This is a genomic window from Weissella sp. DD23 (genome assembly GCF_001579105.1).
Lineage (GTDB): Bacteria > Bacillota > Bacilli > Lactobacillales > Lactobacillaceae > Weissella > Weissella cibaria.
Map to the genome: position 1 here is coordinate 88900 of NZ_KQ970391.1, position 10202 is coordinate 99101.

The window sequence follows — 10202 nt, forward strand, 5'->3', positions numbered from 1 at the left end:
GAATCTTACCAATAACGGAAGGAGGACAAAATCGTGATTCAACAAGAGAGTCGTTTGAAGGTTGCTGACAATTCTGGTGCACGTGAGATCTTGACTATCAAGGTTTTGGGTGGATCAGGTCGTAAGTTCGCCGGTATCGGTGACATGATCGTCGCAACTGTTAAGCAAGCTATTCCTGGTGGTACTGTAAAGAAGGGTGACGTCGTTAAGGCTGTTATCGTTCGTACTGTTTCAGGAGTTCACCGTGCTGATGGTTCATACATCAAGTTCGATGAGAACGCTGCAGTCATCGTAAAGGATGACAAGAGCCCTGTAGGTACTCGTATCTTCGGACCTGTTGCGCGTGAATTGCGTGACAATGATTACATGCGTATTGTGTCATTGGCACCTGAAGTATTGTAATTACCATCATTAAATCAAGGAGGAAGCCTCGCATGTTTGTGAAGACTGGTGACAAGGTTAAGGTTATCGCCGGCAAGGACAAGGGCAAGGAAGGTGTAGTCGTAAAGACTTTGGCCGCCAAGGACCGTGTTGTTGTCGAAGGTGTGAACATTGTAAAGAAGCACCAAAAGCCAAACAACCAATACCCACAAGGTGGAATTGTTGAGCTTGAAGCTCCAATCCACGTTTCAAACGTACAATTGCTTGACCCTTCTACTAACGAACCAACTAAGGTTGGTTACAAGGTTGAAGATGGTAAGAAGGTACGTTTTGCTAAGAAGTCTGGAGCGACTTTGGCATAATTTCTAGGTGAAAGGAGGAAATCATTATCATGGCAAATCGCTTGAAGGAAAAGTACGTCAATGAAGTAACGCCTTCATTGATCGAAAAGTTTGAGTACTCATCAATCATGCAAGCACCTAAGATCGAAAAGATCGTGCTTAACATGGGTGTTGGTGACGCTGTATCAAACTCAAAGAACTTGGATGAAGCTGTTGCTGAATTGGAATTGATTGCTGGTCAAAAGCCAGTTATCACTCGCGCTAAGAAGTCAATCGCTGGCTTCCGTTTGCGTGAGGGTATGGCAATCGGTACTAAGGTTACTTTGCGTGGTGAGCGTATGTACGACTTCTTGGATAAGTTGATCAACGTTTCATTGCCACGTGTTCGTGACTTCCGTGGAGTTTCACCAAAGGCCTTTGATGGTCGTGGAAACTACACGTTGGGAATTCGTGAACAACTTATTTTCCCAGAAATTGATTACGATCAAGTTAACCGTGTCCGTGGTTTGGATATTGTCGTTGTTACGACTGCCAACACTGACGAAGAAGGTCGTGAATTGCTTACTCAATTGGGTATGCCTTTCGCAAAGTAATCATTCACTGATTTACAGTAATTAATAATAGGAGGCAAACATCAATGTCAATGACTGACCCAATTGCAGATTTTTTGACTCGCATTCGTAACGCGAACATGGTTCGCCACGATTCAGTTGAAGTTCCTGCATCAAAGATCAAGAAGGACATCGCCGAGATCTTGAAGAACGAAGGCTTTGTTCGCGACGTTGAATACATTGAAGATGACAAGCAAGGTGTCATCCGTGTCTTCCTTAAGTACGGTACTGACAAGACTCGCGTTATCACTGGTTTGAAGCGTATTTCAAAGCCAGGATTGCGTTCATACGTCAAGGCAGATGCTGTACCTAAGGTTTTGAACGGCTTGGGTATCGCTATCATCTCAACTTCTGAAGGTGTCATCACCGATAAGGAAGCTCGCGCCAAGAAGATTGGTGGCGAGGTATTGGCTTACGTCTGGTAATAAATAAAATCTAATAAGGAGGTGTCTACCGATGAGTCGTATTGGTAACAAGGTTTTGACTTTGCCTGCTGGCGTTGAATTGTCACGCGAAGGTAACGTCGTTACTGTTAAGGGACCTAAGGGTGAACTTTCACGCGAAGTCGCTTCACAAATCGAGTTCACTGTGGACGGTACGGAAGTAACGTTCACTCGTCCTTCAGATGAAGGACGTATCAAGGCACTTCACGGAACTACTCGCGCTAACGTTGCAAACATGGTTGAAGGTGTAACTGATGGCTTCAAGAAGACTTTGAAGTTGGTCGGTGTCGGATACCGTGCTGCTAAGCAAGGCGACAAGCTTGTCTTGAACGTTGGTTACTCACACCCTGTTGAGTTTGAGGCCCGTGAAGGTTTGACCGTTGAAGTTCCTGATTCAACTACGATCACGGTTGAAGGAATCAACAAGCAATTTGTTGGTGACTTGGCCGCTGAAATCCGTGCCGTACGCGCACCTGAGCCATATAAGGGTAAGGGTATCCGTTACGAGAACGAATACGTTGCACGTAAGGAAGGTAAGACTGGTAAGTAATCTTAAGCTTATAGCTTAAGGCCCGGGCGCAACGTCTCGGGATTTACTTGTTAGTATATCTTTCGAATATATATAAAAGAGGTTACGAACATGATTACGAAGTCAGACAAGAACAAGGTGCGTCAACGCCGACACACGCGCGTTCGTGGAAAGATTTCTGGTACTGCTGAGCGCCCACGCTTGAACGTTTACCGTTCTAACAAGAACATCTACGCGCAATTAATTGATGACGTAGCGGGTGTGACGCTTGCTAGTGCCTCAACTTTGGACAAGTCAGTTGAGACTGCTCCAAAGACTGAACAAGCAGCAAAGGTTGGAGCTTTGATCGCAGAACGCGCCAAGGCTGCTAACATCGAAGTTGTTGTATTTGACCGTGGTGGTTACTTGTACCACGGTCGTGTGCAAGCTTTGGCTGAAGCTGCGCGTGAAGCTGGTTTGAAGTTCTAAGGGAAGGAGGAAATTTAACATGGCTTTTATCGATGCAAACAAGCTCGGCGAGCTTGAAGAAAACGTTGTTGCCATCAACCGTGTTACCAAGGTTGTTAAGGGTGGACGCCGCTTGCGTTTCGCTGCTTTGGTAGTTGTTGGTGACCGTAACGGACACGTTGGTTTTGGTACTGGTAAGGCACAAGAAGTGCCTGAAGCTATTCGCAAGGCCGTTGAAGCTGCAAAGCGCAACATCGTTGCAGTTCCAACTGTTGGTACGACCCTTCCTCACTCTGCAAATGGTGTCTTTGGCGGTGGTCGCATCTTGCTTAAGCCAGCCGTTGAAGGATCTGGAGTGGCAGCCGGTGGTGCTGCTCGTGCCGTTTTGGAATTGGCTGGTGTTGCCGACGTGACTGCAAAGTCATTGGGATCATCAACTCCAATTAACGTTGTGCGCGCAACTTTCGATGCAATCAACTCATTGAAGAACGCTGAAGAAGTTGCTGAATTGCGTCAGGTCTCACTTGAGCACTTGGCAGATTAAGGAGGCAGAAAATGGCTGAACAAGTTAAGATTACTCTTGTTAAGAGTGCTGCCCACCGTTTGCCAAAGCAACGTGCGATTGTTAAGGCCCTTGGTTTGAACAAGGTGTCATCATCAGTCGTGTTGCCTGACAACGCAGCAACGCGTGGTGCAGTGTTTAAGATTGCTCACTTGGTTACTGTTGAAGTAGTTAAGTAAGCATATAAATAGATTGCTTTGAAGGAGGTACAACCTAATGAAGCTTAATGAACTCCAAGTTGCTGAAGGTTCACGCAACGTCCGCAACCGTGTTGGACGTGGTGAGTCATCAGGTAACGGTAAGACTGCTGGACGTGGTCAAAAGGGTCAAAAGGCTCGTGGTAAGGTACGTTTGGGCTTTGAAGGTGGACAAATGCCTTTGTTCCGTCGTAAGCCAAAGCGTGGTTTCACGAACATCAACCGCAAGGAATACGCTGTTGTAAACCTTGACGTATTGAACCAATTCGATAACGGAACTGAAGTTTCACCAGCATTGTTGGTCGAAGCTGGTATCGTTAAGAACGAATTGAGTGGCATTAAGATCTTGGCAAACGGTCAATTGGAAAAGTCATTGACTGTTAAGGCTAACAAGTTCTCAGCCGCTGCTGTTACGGCTATTGAAGCTGCCGGTGGTAAGACTGAGGTGATCTAATGCTGAAAACCGTGCTCAATTCACTGAAGGAAAAGGACATTCGCAAGAAGTTGTTCTTTACTTTGTGGATTCTGATTGTTTACCGATTGGGTGCTTACATTACTGTGCCGGGTATTAACACGGCCGCACTTACTGAGGTAGCAAATTCTGGGCTCGGCAGCATTTTGAATATGTTTAGCGGTGGTGGTCTTACAAACTACTCATTGTTCGCAATGGGAGTTTCACCATACGTTACTGCACAAATCGTGGTACAGCTCCTACAAATGGATATTGTGCCACGATTTGTTGAATGGTCGAAACAAGGTGAAGTTGGTCGACGCAAGTTGAACCAAGTGACCCGCTATTTGACCATTGTTCTAGCGTTTGTCCAATCTATTGGAATCACCGCTGGATTCAATCAACTGAGTCAAGTTAAATTGGTAGAGACGCCAAATTTGGAAACGTACTTGTTGATCGGTTTCATCTTAACTGCGGGAACAATGTTTGCCGTTTGGTTGGGTGAGATGATTACTGAGCGCGGACTCGGTCAAGGTGTCTCAATGTTGATTTTTGCTGGTATCATTGCGCGTGTGCCAGCAGGTGTATACCAACTGTTCAAGGAACACGTTCTCCAAGGTGACGACCCAGCGCGTGGGTGGGCATTCTTGGCTGGTATCTTGTTGATCTTTATCTTGGTTATCGCGTTTGTTACGTGGTTTAACCAAGCGATTCGCAAGATTCCAATGCAATATACACGTCGTTCAACGGGTTCAGGTAACTCATCTTACTTGCCGTTGAAGATTAATGTTGCGGGTGTTATCCCTGTTATCTTCGCTTCATCATTGCTGGTAACGCCACAAACGATTTTGCAAGCTTTTGCAACTAAGTTTGCGGATGCAGGTTGGTACAACACTTTGATGCAATACCTATCAATGCAGACAATGCAAGGTGGTATTGTATACACGTTGTTGATTGTCTTGTTTACGTTCTTCTATGCCTTTGTTCAGGTTAACCCTGAAAAGGTTGCTGAGAACCTACAAAAGCAAGGTAGTTACATCGTGGGCGTCTGGCCTGGCCGCGCCACTGAGAAGTGGTTGTCAGGTCTGCTGATGCGTTTGTCAGTAGTCGGCGCTTTGTTCCTAGGATTCGTTGCTTTGGCACCTATCCTAGCAACACACATCTTCGGGTTGGATAGTAACCTTGGAATGTCAGGAACATCAGTATTGATTGTCATTGGTGTGGCAATTGATCTGATTCGCCAACTTGAAGGATTGATGATGAAGCGGCAATATGTTGGATTTATTCAAGAAGGAGTCGAAGCAAAATGAGTTTGAATATCATGCTATTGGGCTTGCCAGGTGTTGGTAAGGGTACCCAAGCTGCCAAGATTGTGGAAGAGTACAACTTGCCGCACATCAGTACGGGCGACATGTTCCGTGCGGCTATGGCTAACGAAACTGAACTTGGGTTGAAGGCAAAGTCATTCATGGATGCCGGTAACTTGGTCCCTGACGAAGTTACGAACGGTATCGTTGCCGAACGTTTGGCAGAAGAGGATACGAAGGTTGGATTCATCCTTGATGGATTCCCTCGTAACTTGGACCAAGCGAAGGCATTGGATGAGATGTTGGCAAAGGACGGTCGTTCATTGGACGGTGTTCTTTACTTCACAGCTGATACTGATGTTTTGGTTGATCGTATGATGGCCCGTGGCCGTGCAGACGATACGCCTGAAGTGATTAAGAATCGCTTGGACGTTAACGGAAAGCTTACTGAGCCAATCGCTGAGTTCTATGCCGAAAAGGGTATCTTGAACAAGATCGATGGTGCTCGCGAGCTTGATGTAGTGTTCGCTGATGTAAAGACGTTACTTGATAATTTGAAGAACGCTTAATTATTTAACGAAGCTTTTATTGTTTAATTACAAGTAAGCATGTTATAATAACTTGTTACGTTCTCCATTGTCACAACTAAGGAGGCAGCAACGTGGCCAACGATGTTATTGAAATTTCTGGTGTGGTAAAGGAAACTTTGCCAAATGCCATGTTTACCGTTGAATTGGAAAACGGCGCCGCCATTCTAGCTCACGTGTCAGGGAAGATTCGTAAGAACTTTATTCGCATTTTGCCTGGTGATCGTGTGACGGTTGAAATGTCGCCATATGATTTGACTAAGGGACGTATTACGTACCGCTTTAAGTAGTCAACCATAAAAATATCCAAGGGAGGTAAATACCATGAAGGTTCGTCCATCTGTTAAGCCTATGTGCGATAACTGCAAGGTTATCAAGCGTAACGGTCGTGTGATGGTGATTTGCTCTGCAAACCCTAAGCACAAGCAACGTCAAGGTGCATAATTTGCATTTTGGTCGTAAAACTTATTAAATCTTTGTATAGGAGGTAATCGTAATGGCTCGTATTGCTGGTGTTGATTTGCCTCGCGACAAGCGTGTCGTGATCGCATTGACATATGTATATGGAATCGGTAACGCAACTGCCAAGAAGGTGTTGGAAGAAGCTAAGGTTTCTGAAGACGTTCGTGTTCGTGATTTGACTCCCGACCAAGAGGACGCCATCCGTGCCGTCGTAGACGGTATTAAGGTGGAAGGTGACTTGCGTCGTGAAGTCTCATTGAACATTAAGGCATTGCAAGAAATTGCATCATACCGTGGTATCCGTCACCGTAAGGGCTTGCCTGTTCGTGGTCAAAACACGAAGAACAATGCCCGTACGCGTAAGGGCCCAGCTGTTGCAATTGCAGGTAAGAAGAAGTAATTAATTTTTAAGGAAAGGAGATTACTTGATTATGGCAGGTCGTACTAATCGTAAGCGTCGTGTAAAGAAGAATATTGAGTCAGGTGTTGCACACATCCACGCAACGTTCAACAACACGATCGTGATGATCACCGACGTTCAAGGTAACGCCGTTGCTTGGTCATCAGCTGGTTCTCTTGGATTTAAGGGTAGCCGTAAGTCAACGCCATTTGCTGCGCAAATGGCTGCTGAGGCTGCTGCCAAGGGTGCTATGGAAAACGGCATGAAGACTGTTGAGGTCACTGTTAAGGGACCTGGTTCAGGTCGCGAAGCCGCTATCCGTGCGTTGGCCGCTGCTGGTTTGGAAGTTACGTCTATTAAGGACGTTACTCCAGTACCACACAACGGTTCACGTCCACCAAAGCGTCGTCGTGTCTAATTGCCAGTTGCAACTAGTTCACACAATGCTTTGAAAGGGGTAACAAACAGTATGCTTGAATTCGAAAACCCAAAGATTACGCTGGTTGAAGAGGATAGCAATTACGGTAAGTTTGTGGTTGAGCCGCTTGAACGTGGTTACGGAACTACTTTGGGTAACTCCCTACGCCGTGTATTGTTGTCTTCATTGCCTGGTGCGGCAATCAATTCAGTACAAATTGATGGCGTTTTGCACGAGTTTTCAACGGTCGAAGGTGTCGTTGAAGACGTTACGCAAATCATTTTGAACCTCAAGAAGGTTTCAATGCGCATCGACAGTGATGAAGAGAAGACGCTCGAAGTTAACGTAACCGGTCCCGCTACTGTGACGGCCGGCGACATCGCTGGTGACAGTGATGTGGAGATTTTGAACAAGGACCTTCACATTGCCACTGTTGCGGCTGGGGCTACGTTGCACATGACTTTGTCTGCAGAACGCGGACGTGGTTATGTGTCTGCGGACCAGAATAAGGAATTGCATGATGAAATGCCAATTGGCGTTCTAGCAATTGATTCAATCTTTACCCCAATCGAACGCGTAAACTATCAAGTTGAGAACACGCGTGTGGGTAACCGTGATGACTTTGACAAGTTGACTTTGGACATCTGGACTGATGGATCATTGACTGCTACTGAAGCTATTTCATTGGCAGCTCGCATCATGTCAGACCACTTGAACTCATTCGTTGAGTTGTCAGAACGTGCGGTTAACACACAAGTGATGGTAGACAAGGAAGAAGCACCAACTAGCAAGCATGCCGACACTCCTATTGAAGAGTTGGACTTGTCAGTTCGTTCTTATAATTGTCTCAAAAGGGCCGGGATCAACTCTGTACAAGAGTTGACGGAGCGTACAGAAACTCAAATGATGTCTGTACGAAACCTCGGTCGGAAATCACTTGACGAAATCCAGGAAAAGCTGGCAGTGCTCGGTTTAGGGTTCCGCAAGGAAGATTAGATTAAACGATAGAATTCCAAGTAAAGGAGGACATACTCATGGGATACCGCAAGTTGGGACGTACTAGCTCACAACGTAAGGCTATGTTGCGTGATTTGACGACTGCTTTGTTGATCAACGGTCGCATTCAAACGACAGAAGCTCGAGCTAAGGAAGTTCGCCGTACTGCAGAAAAGATGATTACGTTGGGTAAGCGTGGTGACTTGGCTTCACGCCGTAAGGCCGCTGCTTTCGTACGTAACGTCGTTGCTGACGTACAAACGACTGAAGATAACAAGGTCAAGGTAGAAACGGCTTTGCAACACTTGTTCAACGATGTTGCACCTCGCTTTGAGGGCCGTGCAGGTGGTTACACTCGCATCTTGAAGACGGTACAACGTCGTGGAGACGCTGCACCAATGGTTATCTTGGAATTGGTTGACTAATTTCATTGGTTAATTAATACAAAACAATGAAATCTCTCATGTTACATGGTATAAACCGTTACGATGATGGCAGTAGCCAAGTCTAGGTTGAATGGCAGTGATGTCGCACCGGTAACGTGTGAGGTTTTTTTGTGTCTAGAGATATTTTACAAAAGCCCTGTTCTTAAACTGAACAGGGCTTTTTGTGGTCCTTGTGACTAGATAGTGTGCTACTATCCAGGTTCAAGGCATCCTTATTTATTTTTCGTTATAAAAAGTCTATACTGAGTGTAATAAATGAGATGGGGGTACCATATTATGGCATTACAATTAGATGATATTATTTTTCAAATGACGATTCATTTAACGCCAGGTAGTTTTACAAACAACAAAATTACAATTAATGGGCAAAGCTATCAATACCGTTGTTTGGATGGGGTGCAGATGGGGGATACAGTTCGCGTTGCTCGTGTTGTCGGGGAGACATTGATTCTGGAAAAAGTACCATCGCGGGGGACTGATAGTGAGTTATAATTTCGATCAGCGGTTGCTTCATCAAACGTTTGTTTTAGATCATGATAATTATGATGTCGGTATGTTACGAGTGAATGGTATTTATTATCAACTTCAGAGTGATGTACCAGTATCTATTGGTGATGTGGTCTATGTGGCAGACATTGTTGGTAACCAATTAATCGTTCAAAAAGGAGACTTGGGTGATGATAGTATTTAGTATTTTAGCAATTATCGTTGTATTAATTATTGGGGTGATTTTATTTACCGGGGTCCGCATTATTCCCCAAAATATGGTTGGCATGGTTTCTGTGCTTGGTAAATATCAAAAACAAATTGAACCAGGACTGCATGTCGTTGTACCAGTCATTACGCACGTTGATCGTGTTGATCTTGCCCAGGTACCAATTCGACTAAGTGAACAAAGTGTTATTTCGCAGGATAATGCGGAAGTCATCATTTCACTGTCATTGAATTACCACGTCACAAATCCATATAAGTTTACATTTGAGAATGCGGACTCCGTGAAGTCAATGATTCAGCAATCACGTGCACATCTACGTGGGATTATTGGTACGATGGATTTGAACGATGTGTTGAACGGGACAGAGCGAATTAACGCCGCTTTGAGTCGCGAATTGGGGTCGATTACGGATGCTTATGGGGTAAATGTGGATCGTATTAACATTGATACAATTCAACCAACACCTGAAATCCAAGAGTCGATGAATAAGCAAATTAATGCAACCCGTGAACGTGAGGCTGCCATTGCACGAGCGCAAGGTGAAGCGCGTTCAATTGAACTCACGACGAAAGCTAAGAATGATGCGCTAGTTGCAACCGCTGAAGCCGATGCGAAAGCGGTTCGCTTGGCTGCGGATGCTGAGGCTTATCGTATTCAGAAGGCTAATGAGATTCTGAGTCAGGTTGATGGCAATTATTTGGCTGCCCAAAATATTGATGCTTTCCGTGATGTGGCTAAGAGCCCCGCTAACACGGTTATTGTACCTAATACGGCCATTGACGCACTTGGTGATTTAAAGGTCGCTGGCGCGCTGTTAGGCACTAATAAAGTAGATCAGCCGGTTAAGCCGCTATCAGACTAACCGAATAATAATAAAAAAGACCTTCGCAGCAATTTTTAGCTGCGAAG

General features: G+C 45.2%; 20 protein-coding genes. All 20 read left to right on the forward strand.

Annotation, left to right across the window (positions count from 1 at the left end; translation table 11 throughout):
• Window positions 1-33: 33 nt before the first annotated feature.
• The 20 genes from rplN (at window position 34) to WEIDD23_RS03100 (ending at window position 10155) form a co-directional block, all read left to right on the forward strand.
• A complete protein-coding gene (rplN, locus tag WEIDD23_RS03005; RefSeq protein WP_004560264.1) occupies window positions 34-402 on the forward strand; it encodes a 50S ribosomal protein L14 in 369 nt (122 codons plus the stop codon).
• 32 nt (window positions 403-434) lie between these two features.
• A complete protein-coding gene (rplX, locus tag WEIDD23_RS03010) occupies window positions 435-743 on the forward strand; it encodes a 50S ribosomal protein L24 (RefSeq protein WP_062358748.1) in 309 nt (102 codons plus the stop codon).
• A 29-nt stretch (window positions 744-772) separates the two neighbouring features.
• Window positions 773-1315 (forward strand): 50S ribosomal protein L5, encoded by a 543-nt coding sequence (gene rplE, locus WEIDD23_RS03015; RefSeq protein ID WP_010369366.1) that lies wholly within the window; start codon window positions 773-775, stop codon window positions 1313-1315.
• 44 nt (window positions 1316-1359) lie between these two features.
• Window positions 1360-1758, forward strand: coding sequence for a 30S ribosomal protein S8 (rpsH, locus tag WEIDD23_RS03020; protein WP_010369363.1), 399 nt, complete (start codon window positions 1360-1362; stop codon window positions 1756-1758).
• A gap of 31 nt (window positions 1759-1789) precedes the next feature.
• Window positions 1790-2326 carry a 50S ribosomal protein L6 gene (rplF, locus tag WEIDD23_RS03025; protein WP_010369360.1) on the forward strand — a complete coding sequence of 179 codons (537 nt, stop codon included), beginning with the start codon at window positions 1790-1792 and terminating at the stop codon, window positions 2324-2326.
• Between the two features lie 90 nt (window positions 2327-2416).
• Entirely contained in the window at window positions 2417-2773 is a 357-nt protein-coding gene (gene rplR / locus WEIDD23_RS03030; RefSeq protein WP_010369354.1) for a 50S ribosomal protein L18, read from the forward strand.
• 19 nt (window positions 2774-2792) lie between these two features.
• Window positions 2793-3296 carry a 30S ribosomal protein S5 gene (gene rpsE, locus WEIDD23_RS03035; RefSeq protein WP_004560257.1) on the forward strand — a complete coding sequence of 168 codons (504 nt, stop codon included), beginning with the start codon at window positions 2793-2795 and terminating at the stop codon, window positions 3294-3296.
• Between the two features lie 11 nt (window positions 3297-3307).
• Window positions 3308-3493 carry a 50S ribosomal protein L30 gene (gene rpmD, locus WEIDD23_RS03040; protein WP_004560255.1) on the forward strand — a complete coding sequence of 62 codons (186 nt, stop codon included), beginning with the start codon at window positions 3308-3310 and terminating at the stop codon, window positions 3491-3493.
• 37 nt (window positions 3494-3530) lie between these two features.
• Window positions 3531-3965, forward strand: a complete 435-nt coding sequence (gene rplO, locus WEIDD23_RS03045; protein WP_010369350.1) for a 50S ribosomal protein L15 — start codon at window positions 3531-3533, stop codon at window positions 3963-3965.
• On the forward strand, window positions 3965-5272 hold the full coding sequence (secY, locus tag WEIDD23_RS03050) for a preprotein translocase subunit SecY (RefSeq protein ID WP_010369347.1): 1308 nt from the start codon (window positions 3965-3967) through the stop codon (window positions 5270-5272). Before rplO ends, secY begins: the two co-directional genes overlap by 1 nt.
• On the forward strand, window positions 5269-5838 hold the full coding sequence (locus WEIDD23_RS03055) for an adenylate kinase (RefSeq protein WP_010369344.1): 570 nt from the start codon (window positions 5269-5271) through the stop codon (window positions 5836-5838). The genes secY and WEIDD23_RS03055 overlap by 4 nt, the downstream gene beginning before the upstream one ends.
• A 92-nt stretch (window positions 5839-5930) precedes the next feature.
• Window positions 5931-6146: a translation initiation factor IF-1 gene (infA, locus tag WEIDD23_RS03060; protein ID WP_004560246.1), complete on the forward strand. Its 216-nt coding sequence runs from the start codon at window positions 5931-5933 to the stop codon at window positions 6144-6146.
• A gap of 34 nt (window positions 6147-6180) precedes the next feature.
• A complete protein-coding gene (rpmJ, locus tag WEIDD23_RS03065; protein ID WP_004560245.1) occupies window positions 6181-6300 on the forward strand; it encodes a 50S ribosomal protein L36 in 120 nt (39 codons plus the stop codon).
• Between the two features lie 52 nt (window positions 6301-6352).
• The gene (gene rpsM, locus WEIDD23_RS03070; RefSeq protein ID WP_010369336.1) at window positions 6353-6718 is read left to right on the forward strand and encodes a 30S ribosomal protein S13; all 366 of its coding nucleotides are present in this window, start codon (window positions 6353-6355) and stop codon (window positions 6716-6718) included.
• A gap of 31 nt (window positions 6719-6749) precedes the next feature.
• Window positions 6750-7136, forward strand: coding sequence for a 30S ribosomal protein S11 (gene rpsK / locus WEIDD23_RS03075; RefSeq protein ID WP_004560243.1), 387 nt, complete (start codon window positions 6750-6752; stop codon window positions 7134-7136).
• 51 nt (window positions 7137-7187) lie between these two features.
• Window positions 7188-8132, forward strand: a complete 945-nt coding sequence (locus WEIDD23_RS03080) for a DNA-directed RNA polymerase subunit alpha (protein WP_010369333.1) — start codon at window positions 7188-7190, stop codon at window positions 8130-8132.
• 38 nt (window positions 8133-8170) lie between these two features.
• Window positions 8171-8557 carry a 50S ribosomal protein L17 gene (gene rplQ / locus WEIDD23_RS03085; protein WP_004560241.1) on the forward strand — a complete coding sequence of 129 codons (387 nt, stop codon included), beginning with the start codon at window positions 8171-8173 and terminating at the stop codon, window positions 8555-8557.
• 297 nt (window positions 8558-8854) lie between these two features.
• On the forward strand, window positions 8855-9070 hold the full coding sequence (locus WEIDD23_RS03090) for an NfeD family protein (RefSeq protein WP_010369324.1): 216 nt from the start codon (window positions 8855-8857) through the stop codon (window positions 9068-9070).
• Entirely contained in the window at window positions 9060-9269 is a 210-nt protein-coding gene (locus tag WEIDD23_RS03095; RefSeq protein ID WP_010369320.1) for an NfeD family protein, read from the forward strand. Before WEIDD23_RS03090 ends, WEIDD23_RS03095 begins: the two co-directional genes overlap by 11 nt.
• On the forward strand, window positions 9256-10155 hold the full coding sequence (locus WEIDD23_RS03100) for an SPFH domain-containing protein (RefSeq protein WP_010369317.1): 900 nt from the start codon (window positions 9256-9258) through the stop codon (window positions 10153-10155). The genes WEIDD23_RS03095 and WEIDD23_RS03100 overlap by 14 nt, the downstream gene beginning before the upstream one ends.
• Window positions 10156-10202: the final 47 nt, after the last annotated feature.

Excerpts from the sequence above, each read along its gene's own strand:
- rplX (WP_062358748.1), top strand. The coding sequence starts at position 435 with ATGTTTGTGAAGACTGGTGACAAGGTTAAGGTTATCGCCGGCAAGGAC.
- rplE (WP_010369366.1), top strand. The coding sequence starts at position 773 with ATGGCAAATCGCTTGAAGGAAAAGTACGTCAATGAAGTAACGCCTTCA.
- rpsH (WP_010369363.1), top strand. The coding sequence starts at position 1,360 with ATGTCAATGACTGACCCAATTGCAGATTTTTTGACTCGCATTCGTAAC.
- rplF (WP_010369360.1), top strand. The coding sequence starts at position 1,790 with ATGAGTCGTATTGGTAACAAGGTTTTGACTTTGCCTGCTGGCGTTGAA.
- rplR (WP_010369354.1), top strand. The coding sequence starts at position 2,417 with ATGATTACGAAGTCAGACAAGAACAAGGTGCGTCAACGCCGACACACG.
- rpsE (WP_004560257.1), top strand. The coding sequence starts at position 2,793 with ATGGCTTTTATCGATGCAAACAAGCTCGGCGAGCTTGAAGAAAACGTT.
- rpmD (WP_004560255.1), top strand. The coding sequence starts at position 3,308 with ATGGCTGAACAAGTTAAGATTACTCTTGTTAAGAGTGCTGCCCACCGT.
- rplO (WP_010369350.1), top strand. The coding sequence starts at position 3,531 with ATGAAGCTTAATGAACTCCAAGTTGCTGAAGGTTCACGCAACGTCCGC.
- secY (WP_010369347.1), top strand. The coding sequence starts at position 3,965 with ATGCTGAAAACCGTGCTCAATTCACTGAAGGAAAAGGACATTCGCAAG.
- WEIDD23_RS03055 (WP_010369344.1), top strand. The coding sequence starts at position 5,269 with ATGAGTTTGAATATCATGCTATTGGGCTTGCCAGGTGTTGGTAAGGGT.
- rpmJ (WP_004560245.1), top strand. The coding sequence starts at position 6,181 with ATGAAGGTTCGTCCATCTGTTAAGCCTATGTGCGATAACTGCAAGGTT.
- rpsM (WP_010369336.1), top strand. The coding sequence starts at position 6,353 with ATGGCTCGTATTGCTGGTGTTGATTTGCCTCGCGACAAGCGTGTCGTG.
- rpsK (WP_004560243.1), top strand. The coding sequence starts at position 6,750 with ATGGCAGGTCGTACTAATCGTAAGCGTCGTGTAAAGAAGAATATTGAG.
- WEIDD23_RS03080 (WP_010369333.1), top strand. The coding sequence starts at position 7,188 with ATGCTTGAATTCGAAAACCCAAAGATTACGCTGGTTGAAGAGGATAGC.
- rplQ (WP_004560241.1), top strand. The coding sequence starts at position 8,171 with ATGGGATACCGCAAGTTGGGACGTACTAGCTCACAACGTAAGGCTATG.
- WEIDD23_RS03090 (WP_010369324.1), top strand. The coding sequence starts at position 8,855 with ATGGCATTACAATTAGATGATATTATTTTTCAAATGACGATTCATTTA.
- WEIDD23_RS03100 (WP_010369317.1), top strand. The coding sequence starts at position 9,256 with ATGATAGTATTTAGTATTTTAGCAATTATCGTTGTATTAATTATTGGG.